23 protein-coding genes and 1 riboswitch are annotated in these 25,492 nt (G+C 69.6%); of the genes, 14 read left to right on the top strand and 9 right to left on the bottom strand.

Annotated features, from left to right (window positions below):
- Positions 1-56 precede the first annotated feature (56 nt).
- Positions 57-668, bottom strand: a complete 612-nt coding sequence (gene ctaE, locus K3888_RS06680; RefSeq protein WP_230929475.1) for an aa3-type cytochrome oxidase subunit III — start codon at positions 666-668, stop codon at positions 57-59.
- 292 nt (positions 669-960) lie between these two features.
- On the opposite strand from ctaE, the gene trpD reads away from it, so the two are divergent.
- Complete coding sequence (gene trpD, locus K3888_RS06675; protein WP_230929474.1) at positions 961-2,022, top strand: anthranilate phosphoribosyltransferase; 1,062 nt, start codon at positions 961-963, stop codon at positions 2,020-2,022.
- 50 nt (positions 2,023-2,072) lie between these two features.
- Here trpD and K3888_RS06670 read toward each other — a convergent pair whose 3' ends face one another.
- Positions 2,073-3,722, bottom strand: coding sequence for a DEDD exonuclease domain-containing protein (locus K3888_RS06670; protein WP_230929473.1), 1,650 nt, complete (start codon positions 3,720-3,722; stop codon positions 2,073-2,075).
- A 464-nt stretch (positions 3,723-4,186) separates the two neighbouring features.
- A riboswitch (cyclic di-AMP (ydaO/yuaA leader) is annotated at positions 4,187-4,338 on the top strand.
- A 12-nt stretch (positions 4,339-4,350) separates the two neighbouring features.
- Here K3888_RS06670 and K3888_RS06665 point away from each other — a divergent pair.
- From K3888_RS06665 to K3888_RS06655, 3 genes are all read left to right on the top strand, one after another.
- Positions 4,351-4,956, top strand: a complete 606-nt coding sequence (locus K3888_RS06665; RefSeq protein WP_230929472.1) for a C40 family peptidase — start codon at positions 4,351-4,353, stop codon at positions 4,954-4,956.
- 167 nt (positions 4,957-5,123) lie between these two features.
- Positions 5,124-6,260 (top strand): NlpC/P60 family protein, encoded by a 1,137-nt coding sequence (locus tag K3888_RS06660; RefSeq protein ID WP_230929471.1) that lies wholly within the window; start codon positions 5,124-5,126, stop codon positions 6,258-6,260.
- A gap of 54 nt (positions 6,261-6,314) precedes the next feature.
- A complete protein-coding gene (locus K3888_RS06655; protein WP_230929470.1) occupies positions 6,315-7,448 on the top strand; it encodes a glycosyltransferase family 4 protein in 1,134 nt (377 codons plus the stop codon).
- 32 nt (positions 7,449-7,480) lie between these two features.
- Here K3888_RS06655 and K3888_RS06650 read toward each other — a convergent pair whose 3' ends face one another.
- Positions 7,481-9,280, bottom strand: a complete 1,800-nt coding sequence (locus K3888_RS06650; protein WP_230929469.1) for an AMP-dependent synthetase/ligase — start codon at positions 9,278-9,280, stop codon at positions 7,481-7,483.
- A 159-nt stretch (positions 9,281-9,439) separates the two neighbouring features.
- Between K3888_RS06650 and K3888_RS06645 the strand changes: the two genes are divergently transcribed.
- From K3888_RS06645 to K3888_RS06625, 5 genes are read left to right on the top strand one after another with little or no spacing between them, the layout of a single operon-like run.
- Positions 9,440-9,901 (top strand): SRPBCC family protein, encoded by a 462-nt coding sequence (locus tag K3888_RS06645; RefSeq protein ID WP_230929468.1) that lies wholly within the window; start codon positions 9,440-9,442, stop codon positions 9,899-9,901.
- Entirely contained in the window at positions 9,898-10,785 is an 888-nt protein-coding gene (locus tag K3888_RS06640; RefSeq protein WP_230929467.1) for a hypothetical protein, read from the top strand. The genes K3888_RS06645 and K3888_RS06640 overlap by 4 nt, the downstream gene beginning before the upstream one ends.
- A 37-nt stretch (positions 10,786-10,822) precedes the next feature.
- A complete protein-coding gene (locus K3888_RS06635; protein WP_230929466.1) occupies positions 10,823-11,572 on the top strand; it encodes a lysophospholipid acyltransferase family protein in 750 nt (249 codons plus the stop codon).
- A gap of 4 nt (positions 11,573-11,576) precedes the next feature.
- Positions 11,577-12,074 carry a polyadenylate-specific 3'-exoribonuclease AS gene (locus tag K3888_RS06630; protein WP_230929465.1) on the top strand — a complete coding sequence of 166 codons (498 nt, stop codon included), beginning with the start codon at positions 11,577-11,579 and terminating at the stop codon, positions 12,072-12,074.
- A gap of 36 nt (positions 12,075-12,110) precedes the next feature.
- Positions 12,111-13,517, top strand: a complete 1,407-nt coding sequence (locus K3888_RS06625) for a class II 3-deoxy-7-phosphoheptulonate synthase (RefSeq protein WP_230929464.1) — start codon at positions 12,111-12,113, stop codon at positions 13,515-13,517.
- Between the two features lie 29 nt (positions 13,518-13,546).
- Here K3888_RS06625 and pknB read toward each other — a convergent pair whose 3' ends face one another.
- Positions 13,547-15,799: a Stk1 family PASTA domain-containing Ser/Thr kinase gene (pknB, locus tag K3888_RS06620; protein ID WP_230929463.1), complete on the bottom strand. Its 2,253-nt coding sequence runs from the start codon at positions 15,797-15,799 to the stop codon at positions 13,547-13,549.
- A gap of 98 nt (positions 15,800-15,897) precedes the next feature.
- On the opposite strand from pknB, the gene K3888_RS06615 reads away from it, so the two are divergent.
- Positions 15,898-16,263, top strand: coding sequence for an Rv2175c family DNA-binding protein (locus tag K3888_RS06615; protein WP_230929462.1), 366 nt, complete (start codon positions 15,898-15,900; stop codon positions 16,261-16,263).
- Here the strand turns inward: K3888_RS06615 and mptB are convergent.
- The gene (gene mptB / locus K3888_RS06610; protein WP_230929461.1) at positions 16,232-17,890 is read right to left on the bottom strand and encodes a polyprenol phosphomannose-dependent alpha 1,6 mannosyltransferase MptB; all 1,659 of its coding nucleotides are present in this window, start codon (positions 17,888-17,890) and stop codon (positions 16,232-16,234) included. The genes K3888_RS06615 and mptB overlap by 32 nt on opposite strands.
- Before the next feature lie 2 nt (positions 17,891-17,892).
- Complete coding sequence (locus K3888_RS06605; RefSeq protein WP_230929460.1) at positions 17,893-18,963, bottom strand: polyprenyl synthetase family protein; 1,071 nt, start codon at positions 18,961-18,963, stop codon at positions 17,893-17,895.
- 105 nt (positions 18,964-19,068) lie between these two features.
- Here K3888_RS06605 and metF point away from each other — a divergent pair, with 105 nt between their 5' ends.
- Positions 19,069-20,046 (top strand): methylenetetrahydrofolate reductase [NAD(P)H], encoded by a 978-nt coding sequence (gene metF / locus K3888_RS06600; protein WP_372459538.1) that lies wholly within the window; start codon positions 19,069-19,071, stop codon positions 20,044-20,046.
- 76 nt (positions 20,047-20,122) lie between these two features.
- Here metF and K3888_RS06595 read toward each other — a convergent pair whose 3' ends face one another.
- The 3 genes from K3888_RS06595 to K3888_RS06585 are packed head-to-tail and all read right to left on the bottom strand — an operon-like array spanning position 20,123 to position 23,017.
- The gene (locus K3888_RS06595; protein WP_230929459.1) at positions 20,123-20,851 is read right to left on the bottom strand and encodes an LppM family (lipo)protein; all 729 of its coding nucleotides are present in this window, start codon (positions 20,849-20,851) and stop codon (positions 20,123-20,125) included.
- On the bottom strand, positions 20,848-22,434 hold the full coding sequence (locus K3888_RS06590) for a phytoene desaturase family protein (RefSeq protein ID WP_230929458.1): 1,587 nt from the start codon (positions 22,432-22,434) through the stop codon (positions 20,848-20,850). Before K3888_RS06590 ends, K3888_RS06595 begins: the two co-directional genes overlap by 4 nt.
- A 1-nt stretch (position 22,435) precedes the next feature.
- Positions 22,436-23,017, bottom strand: a complete 582-nt coding sequence (locus tag K3888_RS06585) for a GNAT family N-acetyltransferase (protein WP_230929457.1) — start codon at positions 23,015-23,017, stop codon at positions 22,436-22,438.
- Positions 23,018-23,109: 92 nt separating this feature from the next.
- Here K3888_RS06585 and K3888_RS06580 point away from each other — a divergent pair, with 92 nt between their 5' ends.
- From K3888_RS06580 to K3888_RS06570, 3 genes are all read left to right on the top strand, one after another.
- Complete coding sequence (locus K3888_RS06580; protein WP_230929456.1) at positions 23,110-23,535, top strand: SAV_6107 family HEPN domain-containing protein; 426 nt, start codon at positions 23,110-23,112, stop codon at positions 23,533-23,535.
- Positions 23,536-23,710: 175 nt separating this feature from the next.
- Positions 23,711-24,130, top strand: coding sequence for an SCO2097 family morphological protein (locus tag K3888_RS06575; protein WP_230929598.1), 420 nt, complete (start codon positions 23,711-23,713; stop codon positions 24,128-24,130).
- A 783-nt stretch (positions 24,131-24,913) separates the two neighbouring features.
- Positions 24,914-25,390 (top strand): division/cell wall cluster transcriptional repressor MraZ, encoded by a 477-nt coding sequence (locus K3888_RS06570; RefSeq protein ID WP_230929455.1) that lies wholly within the window; start codon positions 24,914-24,916, stop codon positions 25,388-25,390.
- The last annotated feature ends 102 nt before the right edge of the window (positions 25,391-25,492 follow it).

The raw sequence follows: 25,492 nt of genomic DNA, 5'->3' as shown, positions 1-25,492 counted from the left end.
TGTGAGTTCCCTTTGGTGTTGGGACCTGCTGGACACAGCGTCCTGCGGCCAGCTGACTACTGAATGAAGTAGATGGTGACGAAGAGGCCGATCCAGACGACGTCGACGAAGTGCCAGTAGTACGACACGACGATCGCCGCGGTGGCCTGTGCCGGGGTGAAGCGCGACATCGTCGTACGCATCACGAGTACGACGAAGGCGATCACGCCGGCCGCCACGTGGAGTCCGTGGAATCCGGTGGTGATGAAGAAGACCGACCCGTAGACGCTCGAGGAGATGGTGACGCCCTCGAGGTATAGGTACAGGTATTCGTAGGACTGGCCCAGCAGGAAGACCGTCCCCATGACCGCCGAGATCACGTACCACCGGCGTAGGCCGAAGACGTCGCCCTGCTCTGCCGCGAAGACACCCATCTGACAGGTGAACGACGACGCCACGAGGATGACGGTGATCGTCACGGCGAAGGGCACGTTGAGGTGCACCGGATAGGAGGGCCAGTCACCTCCCGAGTTCGCCTTGGAGACGAAGTACATCGCGAACAGGCCCGCGAAGAACATCAGCTCCTGGGACAGCCAGATGATGGTGCCCACACTGACCATGTTCGGCCGATTCAGCGAATGAACACGCTGGGCCATGGCCGATCCTGAGTTATCTACTGCGCTCGTCACGTGGCCAAGTATGACCCCTGAGGTGGGTGGAGTCTGCATGGACCCCCGAAATCGGCGTGTCCGCTCAGTGTTTCCGCAGGTCGTTTTCGAAACTTACTGGAAGCACCCCGGAAATCGTCCCCCTTGCAGGGGCTATCAGGGCACTCTCAGGCGTGCCTTCGGAACCTGCGTTCCGCTCTCATCCGGGGTGGGCGGTCGGCCCCGTCGGACTTTGCGGTGGCACGATTGACGGCGAATGGTCGGCGTTGTCGAAGGCGTCGTGCGATCCGGTATTCGGAGGAGGTCGGTACACGTGGGCAGTTCGGCGACGTTCGACGGGGGGCACTCGTGGCCCGCGGTGCTCGGCACCCTGACCAGCGGTGAGGACCTGGATCCTGCCGCCGCCGGCTGGGCGATGGCCCGGATCATGGAGGGCGTCGCCTCCGACGCGCAGATCGGGGCATTCGGGGTCGCGCTCAAGATGAAGGGCGTGACGGGCCCGGAACTCGACGCGCTGTCCGCGACGATGCTCGATTACTCCCGCCGGGTACCCACCTCCCGCCCGTGTGTCGACATCGTGGGCACCGGCGGGGACCGACAGGGCACTGTCAACATCTCCACCATGTCGTCCCTCGTGGTGAGCGCCTGCGGGGTGCCGGTGGTCAAGCACGGCAACCGGGCCGCGTCGTCGAAGAGCGGCGGGGCCGACGTTCTGGAGGCGCTGGGCGTGGCGATCGACCTGGGGCCCGACGAGGTCGCCCGGTGCCTGGATGAGGTGGGGATCGCCTTCTGCTTCGCCCCCGTCTTCCATCCCGCCCTGCGCTTCGCGGCCGCGCCGCGCAAGGAGATCGGCATACCGACGGTGTTCAACATCCTCGGGCCGCTCACGAACCCGGCGTCCCCGATCGCGAATCTCATCGGGTGCGCGTTCGAGAACCTCATGCCGGTCATGGCCGAGGTGTTCGCGCGTCGGGGGAAGTCGGCCCTGGTCGTCCGCGGATCCGACGGGCTCGACGAGATCACCATGACCGGGGCGACACGCGTGTTGCGTGTCGCGGGCGGGCATGTCGACGAGGATTCGATCGAACCCGGGGATTTCGGCATGCAGACCTGCTCGATCGAGGAGTTGCGGGGCGGCGACGGCGAGCACAATGCGGGTGTTGCCCGCGATCTGCTCGCGGGCGTGAGAGGCCCGGTCCGTGATGCCGTGCTCCTGAACTCCGCGGCAGCCCTGGTGGCCTTCGACGGGCTGGATAGGGACGCGGACCTGGTGAGCTCCATGCGTTCTGCCGTGGATCGGGCGGCCGCCGCGATCGACGACGGCTCGGCGACACGGCTACTCGACACGTGGGCCCGGGTCAGTAGCGTTCGCTGACGCCGCTCTCCTGGGTGTCGGGTCCGCGGCCGGCCCGACCCTCGGGTGTGCTACCGCGCGCCGTTCGTCTCCGCGTGTTCCGACGCCGCGCGTTCGGCGCGTGACGCCCAGTCGCTCACTGTGTGTGCGCCGTTCACGGGAAGTTGCCACGAGCCCGCGACGGACACGATGCGTGTGGGTGCGGAATCTATCCATCGGTGGACATTCCGCACCTGGTCCAGGGTCGCGCCTCCCAGCGGCCCGGGCCCGGGCCGCACTGACGTCGCCGCCGTGCGTAACGCGTCGATGACCGGCATCGGCGAGGCGCCGGTGGGTACCGCTCCAGAGCCCGCGAGGCGGCCGTGACGGATCACCGCCACCTCCCACCTCGCGCGGCCCGCTCTCTGGGCCAGGACCAGTTCGGTCAGGCCCGCGGTGGCAGCGAGTTCCTGGAGCCGGGTGAGGACACGGATGAGCATGGCGGTCCGGTCCCGTAGCCGGGCCGCCCGTTCGAAGCCGCCTTCCGCGGCGATGTCGTCCACTCTCGCCGTCAACATTCGCAGGGGCCCGGAGTCCTCCCCGGTCACCAGTTCGAGCCAGTTCTGTGGTGTCGGTTCGGCCCCGAAGCCCATGACGAGGTCTTCCCACGCTGATCGCGCATCCTCGGCTCGCCGGAACGGCCCCAACGCCAGATGGTCCTCCGGGATTCGGCTCACCCGTCCCTTCGTGCCCTTCCCGCGTGGTGGGGCGAGCCACCAGCCGCGCCGTGGAGCGCGGGACCGGCGGTTGAAAGGTGGTTGGAGTGAGTCGATCAATTGCTCTTCGACGCTCCATGCCTCGAGCAGGTGGGAGCACTCCACAGCCTCGACGGAATCCGCGAGTCCGACCATCGTTCGCATCCGACCCCGGGTGTCACCGCCGGAGAAGTAGGAACGCGCTCGCCGGCGGACATCGACGGACGACCCCACGTAGAGGGGGACGCCCTCACCGTCGCGGAAGACGTAGACGCCGGAGCCGGTGGGCAGTGAGTCGGTGAGCGAGGCCCGACGACGGACCTCGGGGGACAGACGCCCGTCGTAGGAACGGAGCTCCGACAGCGTGGAGACGCCGCAGTCGCCCACCCTGGAGATGAGCGCGTGGAGGACGTCCACGGTCGCCCTCGCGTCCTGGAGGGCGCGATGGTTCGGCTCGACGGCCGACCCGAGGTGCGCTGCGAGTGTCCCCAACCGGTGCCCTCGCGTCTCCCCGCTGTGCAGGATGCGGCGGGCGAGCGTGAGGGTGCACAGAGACAAGGGCTCGGGCCACTCGTTTCCTGTGGCGGATGCCGCTGCGCGAAGAAACCCGAGATCGAACCTGGCGTTGTGTGCCACGAGGACAGCTCCCCGGGAGAACTCGAGGAACGTCGCCATGACCTCGCCGAGTCGCGGCGCGTCCACGAGATCGCCGGGCAGGATCCCGGTGAGTCGGCTGATGTGCGTGGGGAGCGGGCTGTCGATCGCGACGAAGGTGGACAGCTCCGCCTGTACTTCGCCGCCGCGTACCCGCACCGCGCCGACCTCGGTGATCTCGTCGGTACCGGCTCGCGTGCCCGTCGTCTCCAGGTCGACGACGACGAAGGTGATCTCCGACAGCAGTGGTTCGAGCTCATCGAACGACGTCTGCGCCCCCGGCGAGGCGGTCGACGGCGCCGATGTCGTCGGTGGAGAGATCGGTCGGGACATGCCGCAGACCGTAGCGGTCCGGTCCGACACTGCTGCCGCCCCGGCCGCTCGACGAGGGGATGTCGTACCTGCTGTCTATGGTCCGGCCTGACGGTCGTCACGACACGCGGATCGCGGATCGATAACGGACGGGCAACGCGCCCGGGACGGAGTGTGAGATAGATCATGTTTTCATTGGACTGTGGACGATGCCCTGAGGCGGATCGCGGTTGCTCCGGATGTATCGTGGAGTTGCTGTGGTCGGAGAGTTCCCAGGTAGACGACCTTTCTGCGGAGTCCTGCGGGTATGTTCTCGCTCCTGATGTCCGGGCCGCGATCGAGGTGCTGCGGGATGTCGGAATGGTCTCTTCCGTCGAGATCCTGGCTGCATTTCCCGCCGCGTAGTCGATGGGCTGGACTTCGGCGAGACGTTTTCGTAACCTTTTCGAGACCTCGGAAGTCATCACCCGCCCACCGGTGGGGGGCCGAGGTCAACACCTAAGCACCGTCACGGTGCGCCGGGGAACCAAGAACTACTGGGGTGAATCGCCCGAGGGCCTCGAAGGTCCGAGAGCGTAGGACAGACTTCCGTGTCCGAACCCGTCAGCTAACCCGGTCGGTGTCGCAGGAAGAAAGAGGAAAGACTCTCGTGGGAGCCCACAGCATCAAGACCAGTTCGACCGGCCGTCGTGTGGCCGCAGCCGGACTGCTCGCCGCCGGAGCGGCCGTCGCCGGATCCGGTACCGCCGCCGCCGCACCCGTGACAGTCGACGTTCCCGTCGAGCTTCGTCTGCCCGGTGTGCCGTCTCAGGTCACGGTTGATCTGCCCGAGGGGATCGCCCTCCCCGCCGGCCTTCAGCAGGTCGCCGCGCCCGTGGAGGAGTTCGCAGCTCCCGCGCCGCAGGTCAGCACCGGCCAGAAGATCCTCGACGCGGCCTCGACCCGCGTCGGTTCCCCCTACGTCTGGGGCGCGACCGGGCCGGATTCCTTCGACTGCTCGGGCCTGACCTCGTGGGCCTACCAGCAGGCCGGGATCTCCATTCCGCGCACCAGCCAGGCCCAGGTCGGCGGCGGCACCCAGGTCTCCAAGGCCGATCTGCAGCCGGGTGACATCGTCGCCTTCTACAGTGGCGCCAGCCACGTGGGCATCTACGCCGGTAACGGCCAGGTCGTTCACGCACCGTACTCCGGCACCTCGGTCAGCTACGCCCCGCTGGACTCCATGCCGTTCTACGGCGCGACCCGCTACTACTGATCGGGTCCCCTGCACTGCGCAGACCCCGCTGATCCCGGTGAGGAACCAGGACCAGCGGGGTCTTGTCGTCTGTAACATTCGTTTCCGGGCACCCGATGCCACCCTTGACGTCCGTGATCGCGGACGAATCCGGCATCCCACCGATTCGAGAGTTCGACCCACATCAGATGACTCGCAGTCTCATCGCGGCCGTCGGCGCGGCGACCGTGGCACTTTCGCTCACATTCGGGGCGGTCGCGTCCGCGCAGCAGGCACTTCCGGCCCCGCAGGCTCCTGCTGATGCCGTTCCCTCAGGCGAGCCGGGGGGTGTCGACCAGCTGGCCAGCGGGGCCGAGACCGACGATTCTCCGCTGGCAGTCGGGATCGGAGGCCTCGCGGACGCCGGGGAGGACCTCGCGGAGCTGTCGCGCTTGTCGGAGGAGGCCGGAGCGCTGGGCGAGGAACTCCACCTGGCCCGCGCGGAACTGGAACGCTCGGTCGCCGATCGGGACCGTCTGGAGCGTGCGGCGGGTGTCGCGGCGGCAGCCGCGGCGGCCGCGGACGGGACCGCTCGCCGGGACCAGTCACTCGTCGACCACCTGGCGGCGATGAGGTATCGCGGCGGTGACACCGGCGCGACCCGTGCTGCCGTTCTCGCCGAGAGCCCGCGGGACCTGGTCCATCGACTCGATGCGCTCAGCCGTCTCTCCGGCGCCACCACCACGGCCCTGGACGCGTCCAGGGCCGCCTCTGTCGAAGCCGCCAGGCTGCGGGAGGACGCGAACGGGGCTGCTGATGCGGCGAGGGCGGTCGCAGAGGAGACGCGGAAGAGGATGGAAGAGCTCGACCGGCGCTCGGATGAGATGCGGCTCCGGATGGATGAGGTCCGGCGGCGGGTCGACGCCCTGTCCGATTCCCAGCGGGCGCTGTGGATCGGCGGGCCGATGGTCCCGGAGGGTTACGTCGCCCCTCCGGTCGACGGGGTCAACTCCGCTGCACTCCGGACCGCCCTGACCCGGCTGGGGGCTCCGTACTCGTGGGGCGCCACCGGGCCGTCGGAGTTCGACTGCTCCGGGCTCATGGTGTGGTCGTACGCCCGGGAGGGCAAGACGCTGCCTCGCTCGAGTCAGGCGCAGGCCGCAGCCGGGACGCCGGTCGCGCCGGCGGACATGCAGCCGGGTGACCTGGTGATCTACTACCCGGGCGCCACGCACGTCGGAATGTACGCCGGTGACGGACTGGTCCTCCACGCACCGACCTACGGGGTCCCTGTCAAGCTCGAGAAGGTCGACGCGATGCCGATCAGCGGCATCCGCCGGTACTGAGAGGACGGCAGGTCGGGCGGTCGCCCGACCTGCCGTGTGGCAGGCTCGCAGTCGATGACGAAGACCCTACTGATCACCAACGACTACCCGCCGAGGCCCGGGGGAATCCAGTCGTACCTCGAGACGTACCTCGCACACCTCGACCCCGACGATGTCGCGGTGTTGGCCTCGACCTTCCGCGGTGACGAATCCACCCGGTACGACGAGTCGAAGCCGTATCTGGTGGAACGGGTGCCGACGGAGATGCTGCTGCCGACGCCGGATCTGGCCGGTCGGGCCCGCCGCCTGGCCGAGGACTTCGGCGCCAGCACCATCTGGTTCGGCGCGGCCGCCCCACTGGCCGCGATGGCCCCGGTACTCAGGGCCGGGCCGGTGAACCGCATCGTGGCCAGCACCCACGGGCACGAGGTGGGATGGTCGATGCTGCCCGGCTCTCGGCAGGTACTCCGGGTGATCGGCGACTCAACGGACGCCGTGACCTACGTCAGCGACTACACGCGCCGCCGGTTCGCGTCCGCATTCGGGCCGCGGGCCAGGCTGGTGCACCAGCCCGGAGGGGTCGACACGGACCGGTTCCGTCCGGACCCGGCGGCCCGGAAGGCGATCCGTCAGCGCTACGGGGTGGCCGATCGTGACGTGATCGTGTGTTTGTCCCGTCTCGTGCCGCGAAAAGGCCAGGACATGCTGATCAGGGCCCTGCCGGAGATCGCCCGACGTGTGCCTGGGGCGGTGCTCGTCATCGTCGGGGGAGGCCCGTACCGGCGGACACTCGAAGGACTGGCGCGGCGTCACGGCGTCACCGACCGCGTGATCTTCACCGGTCGCATCCCCGCCGAGGAGATCGTCGACCACCACCGCATGGCGGACGTCTTCGCCATGCCCTGCCGCACCCGCGGTGGCGGGTTGGACGTGGAGGGCCTGGGGATCGTCTACCTGGAGGCCTCCGCATGCGGCGTGCCCGTGGTGGCCGGCCGGAGCGGGGGAGCGCCGGAAACCGTCCAGAACGGCCGCACCGGGTCGGTCGTGGACGGCACGTCCGTCCCCGAGATCGTCGATGCGGTGGCCGGGATCCTCGAGGACAAGCCCCGGGCGTCCGCGATGGGGATGCGAGGGCGCAACTGGACGCTGGACCGCTGGCGCTGGCAGGACCTCGCCAGAGACATGGAACGCGTGCTCTCGGGGGACTGACCCGGGAGCACGCGTTCCGTGTGGGCGCCGTATCAGGCGTAGAGCGCCTCGATCTGCCGGGCGTACTTCTGGTGCACCACGTTCCGCTTGACCTTGAGCGAGGCCGTCAGCTCACCGGTCTCCTCCGTGAACTGGTCCGGCAACACGTGGTACTTCTTGATCGACTCGGTGTGCGAGACCGACCGGTTGGCCCGCGACACGGTCTGGTCGAGGTGCTCGATCAGGCCTGCGTCCTTGAGCAGGTCGTAGAGCGAACCGGTCTTGCCGTGATGGTGCTTCCACCGCTCGAGCGCCTCCGGGTCGAGCGTGAGCAGCACGGAGATGAACGGCTGCCCGTCGCCTACGCACACCGCCTCGGAGATCAACGGATCGGCGCGGAGGGCGTCCTCGAGCTGGTTGGGGGCGACGTTCTTGCCTCCGGCGGTGACGATGATCTCCTTCTTGCGGCCGGTGATCGTCAGGAATCCGTTCTCGTCGAGCGTGCCGAGATCACCGGTACGGAACCAGTCGCCGGCGAACGATTCGGCCGTCGCCTTCTCGTTCTGCCAGTAGCCGGAGGCCACGACGGGGCCGCTCACCTCCACCTCGCCGTCAGCGGCGATGCGCACCGCGCATCCCGGTAGCGGCTGCCCGACGCTGCCGATCCGCATGCGTCCGGGCGTGTTCACCGTGATGGCCGCGCACGTCTCGGTCAGGCCGTAGCCCTCGAAGATATTGACCCCGATGCCGTCGAAGAAATGCGTGAGGCGCTCGCCGAGCGCCGCACCGCCCGAGATCGCGATCTCGCAGCGGCCGCCGAGCGCGGCGATGAGCTTGGCGTAGACCAGCCTCGAGAACACGGCGTGGCGGAGTCGGAGGATCGGACCCACACGACCGTCCTGTCGTGCTCTGGAGTACGCGACGGCCGTGTCGGTGGCCTTGTCGAACATCCAGGCCTTGATCGCGCCGCCGTCCTGGGCGGTCGCCTGGGCCTTGTTGAAGACCTTCTGGAACACCCGGGGCACCGCGAGGATGTAATGGGGACGCATCTCCGCGAACGTGTCGACCAGATTGGCGATATCGGACGAGTGCGCGATGGTCACGCCGGCGTGGAAGCCGGCGTAGGTGATGGCCCGGGCGAGAACGTGGGCCAGCGGGAGGAACATGACCGTCGTCGCGTCGTCGCGGAGATACTGGTGGAACGGGGTCTCGAGGACGGCCAGGGTCTCGGACATGAAGTTCCGGTGGGTGAGCATGCAGCCCTTGGGCCGGCCGGTCGTTCCGGACGTGTAGATGAGCGTCGCGGGGGAGTCGGCCCGCACCGAGGCGCGTCGTTCGTCGAGGACTGACCCGTCGACCGATTCGCCCTCGGTGGTGAGCATGTCGATCACCGGGGTGTCACCGTCGATCACCAGCACCTCGGGAGTGCTCTCGAGTCCGGTGACGCCGTTTCGCGCGGTGACCGCGTACTCGTCCTTCTCGACGATGATCAGGCGCGCCGCGGAATCCTCCATGATCCAGCGGATCTGCTCGGAGCTCGAGGAGTCGTACACCGGGACGGTGACAGCCCCGACCGCCCAGATCGCGAAATCGATGACGTTCCACTCGTACCGGGTCGAGCAGAGCAGTGCGACCCGGTCGCCGGCCCGGATTCCTCGTGCCACCAGGCCGCGGGCGACGGCACGGACGGTATCGGCGAACTCTCGGTTGGTGACGTCGCTCCACTCGCCGCCCACAGGCCGCTGGAACGCCACGTTGTCCGGGGTCTTCTCGGCGCGATCGTATGCAGACTGGACGCACGACCAGTCCTCGGCGACGGTGAAGTTGGCGGGTGCGGCGACGTATTCGCGCAAGGGTCCTCCCGGTGGAGACGTTCGCTGTGTGTCTGTCACCTCACACTATCCCCGCCCGTCCATGCCGTCTCGGGCACCCGGCATCGATGCGGGCCCGGACAACTCCGTCAGACCTCGCTGACGACGCATCGCGGGGCCCGATGTGTGAAGCTAGAGCGTATGAGCGACGACAACGGCGTGCCCGAGGTCTGGCCGACCCGGGACTCCACGGTGGTCGCGGCGACGCCCGAGGACGTCATGGCCGTGATCTCCGACTTCCCCGCGTATCCCGAATGGTCCACGTTCATCCAGCTGGCCGAGGTGCAGTCAATCGGGCCGGACGGCCACCCGGACCGCGTCCGTTTCGAGCTCGAGGCGGGCGCCATCATCGACGAGTACGTGCTCGCATATTCGTGGTCGGAGGACGGCAGGGCTCTCGAGTGGCGCCTCGTGAGCTCGGCACTGCAGAGGTCGCAGCACGGTAGCTACCGGCTCGAGCCGGTGGAGGGCGGGACGCGGGTGGACTACGAGCTCGAGATCGAGCTGGCGGTCCCGGTCATCGGCAGTCTGCGCACGCGCGCGGAACGCCGGATCCTTGTGGGCGCTCTGAGTGAACTCAAGCGGAGAGTCGAGGCCGGGTGAAGGACACGCGTGTCGTCGTCGTCATGGGTGGCGACCCCACCGACCGCGCGGAGCGGACCGCCGACGTCATCTCGGGGACCGGGGGGACGGCGCTGGTGCTCACCGGACACCCGGACGCGGTGGATTCGCGACTCGACAGCACCGAGGGCGGCACCGTTGAGGTGCGCGCCGACGACCCCGTGGCGCGGCTCGACGCCTACAGGTCCGGTGCCGCGGATCCCCACGACGACCTGCTGGCGGCGCTGGCGGCCGGGGGCGACTCCCCGCTCTCCGCCGTGCTGGGGTGGGAGTACGCCCGTCGGGCGACGGCGGCCCGCTACTGGGACGTGGTGGTTGTGGAACTCGACGGCGATCTCGCCGCGGTCCGGCGGCTCGCGTCCGCGGGCGAACTGGCGTCGTTCGTCGAATCCAGGTGGCCGGCGCACGTGCGGTTCGCGTCCATGGCCGCCGGGGATCTCGCCGACGTGCGCGTGCGGGAGGCCCACCGCCTGGCGCTGCTCGCCGACGACGTGGCGAGCTTCCTCGCCGGACCCGTCGAGGTGACAGTGGCGGGGCGGGCGCCCGAGCGGACCGCGGCGATGGCGGAGCTGGCGCGGGGCGGGGTGCGTCCGCAGATCGAGGCCGACGCCGACGGGTCCTACGTCGTCGCCTATCCGTCCCCGACCATGCCGTCCGGCCCGGCCGCCGTCGACGGCGACATGGTCACGCTGGACCACGACGGGTTCCGGGCGGTCCTGCCGCTACCGGCACTGTTGTCGCGGTGTGTGCTGATCGGCTCCGGGTATGACGACGAGACCGGCCGTGTGCTGCTGCGTTTCGAGCCCGATCCGGATCTGTGGCCCCCGAACCTCGTACCGTCCGGCTTCGTCGGCCGGGCCGGGTAATATCCGCGATCGACACGATCATTCGACATGAGGAACGGTGACCAGGTTGCTGTACTGGCTGTTCAAGTTCGTACTCATCGGACCCTTCCTCCGATTGACCAGCCGGCATGTCGTCATCGGGAAGGAGAATTTCCCGCGCGAGGGTTCGGCGCTGCTGGTCGGCAACCACCTGTCTGTCGGCGACTGGCTGTTCATGCCGCTGCTCATGCCGCGCCGGGTGACGTTCCTCGCCAAGAGCGACTACTTCACCGGGACCGGAATCAAGGGCATGCTGAGTCGTTGGTTCTTCGCCGGGTCGGGGCAGCACCCGATCGACCGCACGAACGCGGACGCCGCGCAGGCCGCGTTGAACGCGGGGCTCGAGGTGCTCAACAAGGGCGAGATACTGTGCATCTACCCGGAGGGGACCCGCTCGCCGGACGGGCGGCTCTACCGCGGTAAGACCGGCCCGGCTCGCCTCGCCATGAAAGCCGGGGTCCCGGTCATCCCGATCGGTGTCACCGGGACCGGCGACTACATCCGCGCGATCTGCAGGCCGCGGCCGGGCCGTCGCGCCGAGGTCCGGGTCATGGTCGGCGAGCCCCTCGACATCACCCCGTGGGCCGGCCGCGAGGGGGAGCGCGCTGCCGAGCGTGAGATCACCGACGAGTTGATGCGCAGGATCCAGGCGCTGACCGGCCAGGAATATGTCAGTGGCGTCTACGGAGCTGACATGAAGAAGCAGTTCGATGCCGTCCGCGATTCCGGGCACAACCTGCTCGACCAGCCGGTCGACGGGCAGAGCTGACCCGGTGCGTTACTTCTACGACTGCGAGTTCATCGAGGACGGCGCCACCATCGAACTGGTGTCGGTGGGCGTCGTCGCCGAGGACGGCCGCGAGTTCTACGCCGTGTCGACCGAGTTCGACGCCGGCGCCGCGGGCCCGTGGGTACGCCGGAACGTGCTGCCCAAGCTGCCCAGCCCGTCCTCGTCGGCCTGGATGTCCAGGTCGCGGATCCGCGACGAGTTGTACGAGTTCGTCACCGCACCGCCCACCGGCGGCGTCGAGATGTGGGCCTGGGTCGGCGCCTACGACCACGTGGCGGTGTGCCAGCTGTGGGGCGATATGACCGCGCTCCCGGCGGCGATGCCGCGGTTCACCCGTGACGTCCGGCAGCTGTGGGAGACGGCGGGCAAGCCGGACCTGCCCTCTCATCCGGGCGGGGAGCACGACGCGCTGGCCGACGCCCGGCACGCACTGATGCGCTTCCGCGCCATCGCCGCGAAAGCGCCCCACCTGGGCCTCTGAGACCGGCGGTCGCCGCTGTCGCGTATTCTCGCCGAGGTGAGCAACTGGACAGTCGACGTCGACATCGCACAGCTTCCCGATCTGCCCCCGCTCTCTTCGGAGCTCGACAGGAAGTTGGCGGACGCACTCTCCCGGCCGGCGCTCCAGCAGCCGTCGTGGGACCCCCAGCACGCTGCGGCGATGCGCAAGGTTCTCGAGAGCGTCCCGCCGATCTGTGTCGCCTCCGAGGTAGAGCACCTCTCGGACCGGCTGGCCGAGGTGGCGCACGGGCGGGCGTTCCTGCTCCAGGGCGGCGATTGCGCCGAGACCTTCGAGGCCAACACCGAGCCCCACATCAAGGGGGTCATCCGCACCCTGCTGCAGATGTCCGTCGTCCTGACCTACGGCGCGTCCCTGCCCGTGGTCAAGGTCGGTCGTATCGCCGGCCAGTACGCCAAGCCCCGTTCCGCGGACCGCGACGGTACGGGTCTGCTGTCCTACCGCGGTGACATGGTCAACGCGCTCGAGGCCGACGAAGCCGCCCGGGAGCACGATCCCTCGCGTCTGGTCCGTGCCTACGCCAACGCGGCGGCGGCCATGAATCTCGTCCGAGCGCTGACCGCGTCCGGCACCGCTGACCTGCACCGTGTCCACGAGTGGAACATGGAGTTCGTCGCCGGCTCGCCGGCCGGCGCCCGCTATGAGGCGCTGGCGGCCGAGGTCGACCGTGGTCTGCGTTTCATGGACGCCTGCGGCGTCTCCGATGAGAACCTCCGGTCGGCGGACATCTTCTCGTCCCACGAGGCTCTGGTCCTGGACTACGAACGCGCCATGCTGCGTCTCGCCGACGACGGCACCGGGTTGTCCGGAGACGCCGAGCCGGGCCTGTACGACCTGTCGGCCCACTTCCTGTGGATCGGGGAGCGGACCCGTGGGATCGACGACGCGCATGTGGCGTTCGCGTCGATGATCCAGAACCCCATCGGGCTGAAGATCGGTCCCACCACGAGCCCCGAGCTCGCCGTCGAGTACGTCGAGAAGCTCGACCCGGACAACCGCCCGGGCCGCCTGACACTGGTCTCCCGGATGGGCAACGACAAGGTCCGCGAGGCGCTACCACCGATCGTCAAGGCCGTCGAGGCGACCGGGCACAAGGTCATCTGGCAGTGCGACCCCATGCACGGCAACACGCACTCCACCTCGAACGGTTACAAGACCCGCCACTTCGATCGCATCATCGACGAGGTCCAGGGCTTCTTCGAGGTCCATCACGCGATCGGTTCGCACCCGGGCGGCATCCACATCGAGCTGACCGGTGAGGACGTGACCGAGTGTCTGGGCGGCGCCCAGGATATCTCGGACCTGGACCTGGCGGGCCGCTACGAGACCGCGTGCGACCCCCGACTGAACACCCAGCAGTCGCTGGAGCTCGCCTACCTGGTCGCGGAGATGCTCCGCAGCTGAGGGACCGACCGCGGGCGCTGGGCCGTGTCTCAGCCCAGCGCGTCGATCTCGATCTCGGTTCCCCGGGCGACGACACGGCCGGGGAGGGGGCTCTGCCCGTAGACGATCCCGCTCGAGGTGCCGGTATCGATCGACACACGCAACCCCGCGTCCTCGAGCGTGCGGCGCGCATCCGAGGCGCGGGAACCCAGCACGACGGGAACGGTGACGGCATTCGAGGGCACAATCCTCAGGACGGCGTTCTCCGGATCGAGGCGGGTGCCGGAGGGCGGGTCGGTGCGGACGACCCTGCCGTCGCCGATCCGGCGATCGGTGACGGGCGATTCGCGCACGACCGTGAAGCCGGCCTCGCTGAGAACGTCGGCCGCTTCGTCGACGGGCACGTCCCGGATGTCGGGGACGGTCAGGGCATTGGACACCAGCAGCGTAACGCCGTCACCTCGGGCCACGTCCTCGCCGGCGTCCGGGTCGGTGCCCACGGCCAGTCCTCTGTCCGCGTCACCGTCGTAGACCCTCTTCACGTTCGACACGGCGAGGCCCGCCCCCTCGAGAGCGGCTCGCGCCTGATCTTCCTCGAGCCCCACCACGTCCGGCACGGTCACCGGCGCCGGCCCGGCGCTCGTGAGCATCTCGACCCGGGTCCCCACGTCGACGGTCGTACCCGAGCCCGGCTCCAGCGACACCACCTGGCCGATCGGCACCGAATCGGAATGGGTGGTCTGCCCGGCCATGGGTTCCAGAGAGTGCTCGCGCAGCATCGCCGACACCGCCTCGACGGTCCGATCGGCCCCCACGTCGGGCACCACCGGTCGACCCACCGACACCAGCAGGTCGACGGTGTCGCCGCGCACGACGCGTTCCCCGGTACCGGGGTCGGTGCCCACGAGCGCGTCCGGCGGTATGTCGTTGCTGAACGCGTCGCGGGTCGCCGCCGTCAACCCGACCGCGGTGACCGCCTCCGTCGCCTGCCCCACGGACATGCCCTGCACGGACGGGACCTCGACGAACCGTCCCGACCCGAGCCACCACCCCGCCACGGCCACACCGATGGCGGCGGCCAGCACCACGATGAGCCATAACAGTCCCCGTGATCGCCGCGGCCGGATCTCATCCCGCCCCGGTGCGACCTCGAGTTCGTCCGGGGGGTAGGGGCCCGCGCCCGCGCCGTGCCAGTGTTGGGGTTGCCCGGGGGCGGGGGACACGGGTGGCGGGCCGTCGCGGGGGTGATCGCCGTGAGGCTGTCCCTCGGGCGCCGGGACCGCCCGTGTCTCCACGCGTGTGGGGACGGGTCCGCCGGCTCGCCGGAGGGCCTCGCCGCTCTCGCGGTCCGCGGCGTCGAACTCGGACTCGCTACCGGGAGCCGACCGCGCGGCGTTGGCCCGGGCCCGCGACCACGACGACTGCCGCGGCGCCGGGACCACGTATTCCGGGAACCGGCCCTCGCGCGCGGCCCGGTCGAGGTCGCTGATCATCTCGCCGGCGTCGGCGTACCGATCCTGGGGGCTGCGCCTGGTGGCGCGCAGGATCAGGTGGTCGAGGTCCTCCGCCACGCTGTCAGCCTGGTCGGAGGGGGAGGGGACGTCCGTGTCCAGGCGCCGGTAGGCCACGGCGATGTTGTTGTCCCCGCTGAACGGCGGTTCACCCGTGAGCATCTCGTAGGCCAGCACGCCCAGGGAGTAGAGGTCGGAGCGACCGTCGGTGTCGGCACCGGAGATCTGTTCGGGCGAGAGGTAGGCGGCGGTGCCCATGACCACGCTGCTGGAGGTGGCCCGCGACTCGGCGACCGCGCGGACCAATCCGAAGTCGGCGAGCTTGACGGAGCCGTTGGTGGAGATCAGGACGTTCTCCGGCTTGATGTCGCGGTGGACCAGGCCGGCCTCGTGGGCCTCGCGGAGCGCTCCGAGCAGTGGGCGTAGCACCGCTGCGGCGGCGTACGGCGGCATGGGACCGCGCTCGTCGAGCAGTTCGCGCAGGGTGCCGCCGGGCACGAGCTCCATGACGAGGAACGCGGTATCGCCCTCGACCCCCTGGTCGAAGACCTGCACGATGCCCGGGTCGGACAGCCGCGCGGCGGATCGCGCCTCGAGGGTGAAGCGGTCGACGAATGCGCGATCGCCCGCGAGGGTCGGGTCGAGCAGCTTGACGGCCACGTGACGGTCGAGCCGCTCGTCCGTGGCCAGATGGACGGTCGACATGCCGCCGCGGGCGATCACGGCATCCAGCCGGTATCGCCCGTCGAGCAGGGCGCCCGGCCGTGGAATCTGCCCGTCAAGAGTGCTCATACAGTCCATTCTGCCCCTCCAGCCTCCCGAGCGGTATGCCCGGCGGGGAGTCGGCCGCGGTGGTGCCCGACGCGCGGCGGACGACTAACCTGGTGAGCGTGAGTAAAGTTCCGCACTGTGACGACGTCTTGTCCGCCGACGTCGAGACCGTCAACCTGCCCGACGTGTCCGAGAGGTTGGGAATCCCGGTCACCCGGGTGCACGACCTGCTTCGCGAAGGGGCGCTGATCGCAGTCCGTCGCGCGGGCGTCGTGGTGGTGCCGGAGGTCTTTTTCGACGACGACCAGGTGGTGCGCTTCCTCCCCGGTCTCGTGGCGGTCCTCAGAGACGGGGGATTCGGCGATACCGAGATCCTGCAGTGGCTGTTCGAGGAGGACGAGTCACTTCCGGGCCGGCCGGCTGACGCCCTGCACGGTCACGCGGCGCGTGAGGTCATGAGGCGCGCTCAGGCGATGGCGTTCTGAGGTCGGGACTTCTACTGTCGGCCGTTGCGCGCCACCACCACCAGCAGGCGGCGGCGGACGCGGCGATCGCGGCCCCGGCGATGGCGGGGCTGTAGAGACTCGTCGAGCCGTTGGGGCCGATCGCCATGAGGAGGAATACCGTGGCGCCCACGGCCGCTGTGGTCGCCCGCGGCCCGGGGCGGCCGAGGAACCAGAACGCCGTCACCCAGACGTGGTACCAGGGCCAGGCCAGCGAGTTCAGGACCACGAACGCCAGCAATCCCACGAGGATGCCGCGTAGCGCCGAGCGGGTGTCGCGGCGGCTGACCCACCAGATCGCGATCAGGGTCAGGGCCAGGACGACCCGTCCGGCATCGCGGGAGACTGCGAGGATGTCGGCGAACCCGGGGGTGCCGGGTAGCGCGTGGACGAGGTGCGCCACCGCGGTGGGGGCACTGAGGTAGTTGATGACGCGGTCGGAGACCGAGATCGCGTTCACCCATCCGAACCCGGTGCCGGAGGCGATGGTCGCCAGTACGAAGACGATGGCGGCCACCGCCGCCGCGAGTGCCGTGTCGGTGATCGCGCCGGCGAGCGGGCGCATGCCCGGCCGGCCCGGCCTCCCCGGCGCCGGGGAGGTGCGGCGACCGTCGAGGGCGATCCACAGCAGGAACGGGGCGACGATCACCGCAGTGGCCTTGAACGCCACCGCCAACCCCACCGCCACCCCGGCCCAGGCATAACGCCGATCGAGGGTGAGGACGACCGCGCCGAGGCACGCGACGAGGGGGAAGACCTCGTTGTGGAGCCCGCCGGACAGGTGGATCACGGTCAGCGGCGAGGCTCCCGCCATCCATACTGCCGCACCGGCGTTGACGCCGATGCGGCGGGCGACGGCCACGATGAGCACGAGCATCGCGGCGACGAAGGCCAGGACGAGTACCCGGAGAATCAGGATGCCGACAGCCGGGTGCCCACCGGACATCGCCACGACGATGCGCATCAGCGACAGGTGTAGAGGGCCGTAGGGCGTGGGGGTGGATTGCCAGTCGGGACTGACCTCGGTGGTGAAAGGGCCGGGGTTGGCTTCGGGACCGAACTCGTAGGGGTCCACTCCGGCGCCGGTCATGGCGCCCTGCGCGAGGTAGGACCACGCGTCGCGGCTGAACAGCGGGATCGCGGGGAGCATGGGTAGCGACCACAGCGCCGTGGCCCACGCGCCGTCCCGGACGGGCAGGCGCCCGGCCACCGCGCGTGGTCCGAGCGCGAGCCAGGAGGTGACCAGCAGCGCCACACCCAGCCAGCAGAGGACCATCGCGAGGGTCGCGCCGTGGCCGAAGGTCAGGCCGGGCAGTCCCAGCGCGACGGCGGGCCCGCCGTCGACGGGGACGGCGCCCACGCCGAAGCCGGCGATGGTGAGGACGACCGATCCCACGACGCCGCGCCACAGGGCGGGGCCCGAGGGACCGGCGAACGCGGCACGCGCCGAGCGGGAGGTCGCGACCGCGAGTCCGGCGAGGCGGGATCCCGACCTCGTGGCCGACGGTGCCGTGCCCGTCGATGTCGTGCCCGCCGACTCGGATGACGACGACGACAACGCCCGCGCCGAGGTCCCGTTCACCGGGTCGGGTTCGTTGGCCGGGGGCACGGTCACGCCTGCCGGCGGGTGGCGGCCGCGGCCAGGTCTCGCAGATTCTCCCGGCCCTGGTCGGTGATCGCGGCGGTGTCGACGGCGTGTAGTGCACGGGTGGTCAGCGTGTCGATCTCGGCCTCGACGGAGGCCACCGCACCGGAATCCACGAGGATGCGGCGGGCCCGGTCCAGCCGGGTTGCGTCTATCTCGGTCCCGAGCACACCGAGGAGGAAGTCCGCGTCGTCGTTGGCGGAGAGGGTGGTGGCACGGGCCAGCAGGAGAGTGCGCTTGCCCTCGCGGAGGTCATCGCCCGACGGCTTACCGGTGACCTCCGGGTCGCCGAAGACGCCGAGCATGTCATCCCGGAGTTGGAACGCCTGGCCCACGGCCACGCCGAACTCGCGGAGCGCCGCGATCGTCTCCGGCCCGGCGCCGGCCAGCTCGGCTCCGATGTGTAGCGGGCGTTCAACGGTGTACGCGGCGGTCTTGAACCGATTGACGCGGGCGGGGGTGACCTCGTCGGTGGCGCCGGAGGCCTCGGCGAGGACGTCGAGCATCTGCCCGGACAGGACCTCGGTCTTCATCGCGTACCAGGGAACGAGCGCCCGGGACAGCGCCCCGGGGCTGACGCCCGAGGTCACGAACATCTCGTCCGCCCAGGTCAGGGCCAGATCGCCGATGAGGATCGCCTGGGAGATCCCGTAACGCTCGGCATCGCCGTCCCATCCGGAATCGCGGTGCAGCGCTTCGGCGGTGCGGTGGACGGTGGGCCGACCGCGGCGGGTGTCGGAGGCGTCGACGATGTCGTCGTGCACCAGCGCGCATGCCTGGATGAGTTCGAGGGCGGCGCACGCGGTCACGACCTCGTCGGGGACTGCTGCTCCGTCGGGGGTGGCCGCGGTCCATCCGGCAAGCGCGAACCGCGGACGCATCCGCTTGCCGCCGTCGGTCACGAAATCCGACAGGAGGCCGGCCAGGCGGTCCACCCGGTCATCCACACCGGCCACGACCTCGCGCCGCCCGTCGAGATGCCGGCGGAGCGCTGTGAGGACGCGTTCTCCGTCGTCGGGGCGAGTCGTCGGGGCCAACGGGCACCATCCCTTCCGGGCGTCCGGTCCGGTCGCCCTCGTCGTCGTCAATCCTAGTCCCCGGGCGGAAGCAGTCCCGGGCACGTGTCGGGCTACGCTGGTCCGGTGACCCAGCTCCCCGACTTCGACCCGACGGACGGCGGCCGGCACCCGTGCATCGTGGAGCGCATCGCCGCGTCCACCACCCCCAGGGTTCCGTTCTCCGTGGAGTTCTACCCGCCGCGCGATGAAGCGGCGGAGGAGCGACTCTGGCGTGCCGCCTCCGTGTTCTCCGAGCTCGGGGCGGCGTTCGCCTCCGTCACCTACGGCGCCGGTGGCTCGACACGCGATCGCACGGTTCGAGTGGTGGAGCGCATCGTCCGCGAGACCGACATCGTGCCCATCGCGCACCTCACCGCCGTCGGACACACCGTCGACGAGTTGCGCGAGATGGTCCGCGTGTACGGCGAGGTCGGGGTCTCGAACATTCTCGCCCTCCGGGGGGACCCGCCCGGGGACCCGCTCGGCGAGTGGGCCGCGCACCCCGAGGGGCTGCATTACGCGGAGGAGCTGGTCCGTCTCATCCACGAGGTGGGCGATTTCCATGTGGGCGTGGCGTCGTTCCCGGAAGGGCATTACCGCGCCCGCGACCTGCACCACGACACGGAGGTGCTGGTCGGCAAGTTGCGCGCCGGGGCGGAGTATTCGATCACCCAGATGTTCTGGGATGTCGACGACTACCTGCGGCTGCGTGATCGTGTCGTCGAGGCGGACCCGGAGCAGGGGGCCAAGCCGATCATCCCCGGGCTGATGCCGGTCACGAGCCTCCGGGTGGTGCGCCGCATGGTGGAGTTGTCCGGCTGCGAACTGCCGACCGGCCTGGCAGAGCAGCTCCGGCTCGCGGCCGGTGACGGCCCCGAGGAGAACCGGGCCGCAGTGCGCGAGGTCGGGATCGGGTTCGCGACGCGGCTCTGCGAGCGCCTGATCGCCGAAGGCGTGCCCTGTCTGCACTTCAACACCCTGAACTTCTCGCGGGCCACGCACGAGGTCCTGGCCAACCTGTCGATGGTGCCCGCGGCAGGGGCCTCGATCGGCACCGCCTGACCCCCGACACCCGCATTCGCCGGAGCGCCGCGCCGGTCGGAACGGCGCGGCGCTGTGGTCATCGCGTAGGCAGCGGTCAGCGCGACAGCCGGTCCGAACGAGCCCTCGAGGTGCGGGCGGCGAGCACCGTGCCGATCGACACCAGAAGCGCCGCGCCTATGCCGACGATCATCCACACGGCGAATCCGCGCGCGGCGGGGTCCGGGTAGGAGGACGACGCCTGCATCCGTGTGATGGACCCCGGCGCCGGCGTCCAACTGACGGAGTTTCCGGTCCCGATCGTCCCGTTCGTCTCGCTGATGCGGTTGGGGAAGGTCAGATCGACCCGTGTGGTGGCCGACTCCGCACGATCGGCGGGAAGCCCCGACAGGTCCACGGAGCCGCTGAACGACACGGTGTCACCGCTGCGGCGGAAGCTCATGGAGTAGGGACGCGCCCCTTCGATGTCCACCGCGAGCGAGAGGGTGTCCATCTCGGCGAAGGTCAACTGGGTGAAGTAGATCTCCCTGCCGGTGAAGCCGTCCGCCGAGTACGGGGTGATCCGGACCTTCTGCTCGAGTCCGGACGGCGTGCCCAGTCGCTCCAGTGCGGCGGCCTGCGCGGGCTGATCGGCGGCGATGAGTATCCGGCCGGAGACCGTGTCGTCCTTCCGGACGCTCATCTGCGCGTTGAGCTGGAGGCATCCGGTGAGAACGAACAGCATCGTGACCAGTGCCGTGACACCGGTCAGCCGCCGGGCCAGGGAGCTACGTCCACCGGTGGCGTGTGCGGTAGCGGTCGGATGAGGTTCGGTCACGTCCGTCATTCTGCCCGTGCCCCGCGGCGGCGGCGTGTCGACGTGCCGAGTCGCCGACCGACAAGCCGTGCGACCGTCCGGCCGCTGGTCCCGATGACGCCGCCACCGGGATGGGTCGATGCACCCGCCAGGAAGACGCCGTCTGCCCCCGGAACCGCGTAGCCGCGCAGGTCCGGATGGGGCCGCATGGGCAACATCTGATCCAGCGACATCTCGACGTGCATCACGTTTCCGCCGATCAAGCCCAGTTCGCGTTCGAGATCCTCGGGGGTCTGGACGTGACGGTGGACGACCGAGTCGGCCAGCCCGGGCGCGAACCGGTCCGCAGCCGCGATGATCCGGTCGGCTTCGTCCGGACCGGCCGCCGCCCAGGACCGGCCGTCCGCGAGGTGGCGGGGATGCCACTGCGACCACAACGTGAGTTCGTGTCGGCCCTCGGGGGCGAGTGACGGGTCAAGCGAGCTGAAACTCATCGCGAGGACGGCGGGGTCCGCATCCAGCCCGCCGGCCGCGGCGACACCGTGGCGACGATCCAGGTGGCGGCGATCCGTCACCAGGAACTGGAGGCCGTGAGCGCTCGATTCGACGGGCACGCCGGGGTAACGCGGCAGGTCGGTAGTGCCGAGCCGGACGACCATTCCCAGCCCGAACCCGGGGCGGATCCGCCTCCGCCAGGTGTCCAGCGTCGAAGTCGGGAGCACGTCAGTGAGGAGGCCGAGCGTGGTGTGGACATGGCAGGCCGACACGACGGCCGAGCAGGAGAGTGTGGGGCCACCCTCGGTCTCCACGCGCCATCCGCGTCCGGACCGGCGGATCGCCGTTGCGCCGGCGCCGGCGGTGATGGCGCCGCCATGCGTGCGGATGACCGAGGCGAGGGCATCGGCGAGGGCTCCGGAGCCACCGATCGCGCGGCCCGGCGGGATCGTGTGCATCAGCGCGGCGAACCCGATCATCGGAGCCGTGGCCGGATGCGACATCGGGGGACCGGACTGCGCCCCGAACCACGAGAGAGCGGCCTTCAGCCGCTCCGAGGTGAACGTGGCGTCGAGGAGCGCGTCCCCCGACGACAGGAACGTCTGGACAGCCCCGAAGGGATCCCGGAAGTCCTCCACTCCGAGGAAGGCCGAACCCAGGCCCGCAGCACTCGGTCGCACCGCGAAGCCCTTCATCATCCGCCCGGCCAGCACCTCCCAACGACGGACGAACGCGCGGTACGCCTGTGCGTCAGCCGTTCCGCAGGCTTCGGCGATGCTCGCGCAGGTCGCGTCGAGGTCGCGGTGGAAGACGATCGGCGGTTCGTCGGTCCCGGGCGGCGCCGGCGCGAAGCCCCAGGGATCGCAGTCGACGTAGTGCAGGCCGTGCGAGGCCAGATCGAGCTCCTCGGGGATGCTCGTGTGGCGGATCATCAGATGCGCCGAGGAGCCGCGATCGGTGAGATGGCCCGGGTAGCGCTCGACGGTCGACGTCGCGCCGCCGATCACGGTGTCCTTCTCCACCACGTGGACATCGAGTCCGGCAGCGGCGAGGTAGGCGGCGCAGACCAGTCCGTTGTGGCCGGACCCGATCACCACCACGTCATGACCGGTGGACAACTCAGTCCTCCTGCTCGGGCAGAGGGAGGGGGCGGGAGAGCACCGCGAACGGCCGGGCGTCGCCGTCGAAGCGGTATGACCTCAGAACGTCACGGAAACCCAGTGAGCGGTACAGTCTCCAGGCCCCGTTGCTCTCCTTCTCGACCTCGGGGGTCGACAGCAGAACGGTGCTCTCGGGGCGGTCGGAGAGGAACTCTCGTAGCAGGGCCGTGCCGATGCCTTTGCCCTGGTAGGACGGCGCGACGTGAAGCTCGGTCAGTTCCACGTAGTCCTCCGGCAGCGAGCCGTCCCGCTCCCGGAGACCCCGCGAGACCTGCTCGTACCACCATTGACCCGGGGCGCCACGGTAGCCGTAGCAGATGGCGATCAGCGGTCCCCGCGACGGCCCGAGCAGCCGACGACTGGGGGTTTCGAACGCGGCCACGCCGGACCAGCCGTCGCGGCGGCTGTGCTCCAACCACGCCGCTGCCCGCGAGCGGATCACCTGGGGTGGGTAGCCCATCGCGTCGACGTATACCCCGAGCGCCTCGGGAAGTCGATCTCTGAAGTCGGCCGCGTCGAGCCGGGTGATCACCGTATCCATCCGCTCCATCTCACCACGAGCGTGCGTCGCGCGCCCCGGGTTGTGTCGTACCCCGGCGATAGCGTGCGGACAGACGCGGAGAGTCGGCGGAGATGGGTGGTGCAGTGGGCATGGAGAAGGTCACCGGATTGAGGGTTGCCGGCGGAGGCTGCGCCCGGGTGTCTCTGGGGAGGGCCGAACGAGCCGAGTCGCATCGTGGCCGGGCGATATCCGCCGTGACTCCCGAGGACCGGTTCCTCGAGTCGTACCGCGCCGCACGCTCTGCCGCAGGCGCGCTACTCGTCCCCGGTGCGAGGAAGCGTGGCCCGTCCGACGTCTGGCACAGGCTCGCCGTCGAAGTGCCGGAGATGAGTGAGTGGGCGGCCGCGTTCGGGGGGTACTCGTCGCTGGCGGCCGCCGTCGAGGACGGACTACCGCGGACTGTGCAGCCCCAGATGGCCGATGACTTCCTGTGGGCGGTCGGCCGCTTTCTCGATCTGGTGGACCAGCGGCTGGGGGTTCTCGGTCCTGCTGCCTGATCGGTCGAGTGCTCCGGCCGGGGGGTTTCCCGCGCTCCCTGGGAATCCCAGTGGTCAGCACGGCGTTGCCCTCGTATGATGGAGGGCAGCCTTGACCGGCTGATTCCAGAACCGGTCGGTATGTACCGACTTAGCCGGCCGCGCTCGTCTACGCGAGCACATGAAGGAGGTCGAAGTGCCCCTGTCCGAGCACGAGCAGCGCATGCTCAAGGAGATTGAGAGCGCGCTCTACGCCGACGACCCGAAGTTCGCGTCGTCCGTTCGCAAGACCGGCGCGACCGGCGTTCGTCGTCCCACCGGACTCGTCGTGGGACTCGGCATCCTCGGTGTGGCCCTCCTCATCGGCGGTCTGGCACTCGATTTCAAGCCGGGAGGGTTCCCGGTCCTCAGCCTCGTCGGTTTTCTCGTGATGTTCGCCGCTGGCGTTCTCGCGCTTCGTTCCAGGCCGGGCCCGGCCGCCGCCGGTCCGAAGAAGTCGGGCGGCCCCCGCATGCCGGGTGGCGGCCGGGCTTCGTCCTCCGGCGGGGGGGACGGCCGGTCGTACTCCACTCGCATGGAGGACCGTTTCCGCCGTCGTTTCGAGCAGGGCCCCTAGTCGTCCGAATATCTTCCAAGGAGGGGTGAGCGCAGTCGCGCTCACCCCTCCTTTCTGTTGCCGAACCCCACTACTGGTCGTGGCGGCGTAGGAGGACGCCGCTCCCGGTTCGCAGCAGAGGCTGGCGCCCCACGCGTCCCCACACCGCCGGGGATCGCCCCACTTATCGCCACCGGGCGGAGCCCGTCCCCGGGTGGTGGCCGCCCCCACCGTGGCCCACCGGACGGATACCCGCATCACTTCACATCACGACGCACGTGCTGCAAGCGAACAGTGGTGGCGCATCACGCGTGCGTGTTCTCGTCTGGTTCCGCAGGTCATCGCGGTATCGGGAGGAGTGGTCGCGCAGTTGTGACCGCACCTCGCAGGCGGAGTCGGCTGGCGGATTGGGCCCTGGCAGTCGCCAGCCGGGTCGGATGACGGCACCCGTGGTGCGCTAAAGCACGCCTGCTTGGGTCGACCGGGGCTACGGGTAACCGAGAGAGCTCTGACCTGGGGTTCCAGTGTGCCCGCCCCGTCTCCCCACTTCCTCCCACCGTTGCTGCCCCAACGGCCGCTCTTGATCGCTTCAGTCTCATTCGTCACTTCCAAGCTGCGATCGTGGCAATAACTCCTGTGGTCGCGGCGGGGCGCCGCTGAGGATCTAAGAGAAAACCACACGCACGACCTGCTGTTATGGCCGCCGGTGGGGCGAAGTGGGGCTCAGGCCTTGTTTGTGGGGCATTGTGGGGTACAGTGGGGCACGCAAGGAGATCGAAGGGCCTGAACCCCAGGAGGTGGCGGGTGACCGACACCGATCCCGTCGACTCCGGACGCGAACGAGCCTTTGTCGGGTACGGGACCCACCGTCCCAAACTCGACGACAAGGGGCGGCTGACGATCCCCGCCAGATTCAGGCCTGGTCTGGCGGACGGGGTGGTCGTGTGTGGGTGGTTCACCAACACGCTGTCGGTCTTCCCGGAAGACGAGTTCGACGCATTGGTCAGAAAGGTCCGGCCGACCGCCAACCTCAGTGAGAGGCACATGGCGTTCTTCCGGCTCCTGGTGAGCGGCGCGGAAGTCCAGCAGTTGGACTCGCAGGGGCGGATCTCCATCCCGACGAGTCAGCGGAAGTACGCGGGTCTTGGAAAAGACTGCGTCGTCAACGGTCTCGGGGAGCGTCTCGAGGTCTGGGACGCCGACGCGTGGGACCGCTACAGCGAAGAGAACCTGCCCGTGTTCTCCGAGATGGAGGGCACCTCTCTCGGGATCGAATTCTGATCCGGGGGAGAGGGCGCGAGAAGAGGAACGACCGCACGACGGACGGAGCCCCCCGGCCCCTGCCCGGCACCACCCTGACGTACTTCCCCAACGCCAGGTGGG

It is taken from the genome of Dietzia aurantiaca, from assembly GCF_021033825.1.
In the GTDB taxonomy this organism is placed as follows: domain Bacteria; phylum Actinomycetota; class Actinomycetes; order Mycobacteriales; family Mycobacteriaceae; genus Dietzia; species Dietzia aurantiaca.
Note: the sequence above shows the minus strand (reverse complement) of the source record. Positions and strands in the feature narration are given on the sequence as shown.

Bases quoted from the DNA above. Each gene is read 5' to 3' on its own strand.
- pknB (WP_230929463.1), bottom strand. From the start codon at position 15,799: ATGAGCACTCTTGACGGGCAGATTCCACGGCCGGGCGCCCTGCTCGAC.
- K3888_RS06660 (WP_230929471.1), top strand. From the start codon at position 5,124: ATGACTCGCAGTCTCATCGCGGCCGTCGGCGCGGCGACCGTGGCACTT.
- K3888_RS06595 (WP_230929459.1), bottom strand. From the start codon at position 20,851: ATGACGGACGTGACCGAACCTCATCCGACCGCTACCGCACACGCCACC.
- K3888_RS06645 (WP_230929468.1), top strand. From the start codon at position 9,440: ATGAGCGACGACAACGGCGTGCCCGAGGTCTGGCCGACCCGGGACTCC.
- K3888_RS06580 (WP_230929456.1), top strand. From the start codon at position 23,110: ATGGGTGGTGCAGTGGGCATGGAGAAGGTCACCGGATTGAGGGTTGCC.
- K3888_RS06585 (WP_230929457.1), bottom strand. From the start codon at position 23,017: ATGGATACGGTGATCACCCGGCTCGACGCGGCCGACTTCAGAGATCGA.
- K3888_RS06670 (WP_230929473.1), bottom strand. From the start codon at position 3,722: ATGTCCCGACCGATCTCTCCACCGACGACATCGGCGCCGTCGACCGCC.
- K3888_RS06655 (WP_230929470.1), top strand. From the start codon at position 6,315: ATGACGAAGACCCTACTGATCACCAACGACTACCCGCCGAGGCCCGGG.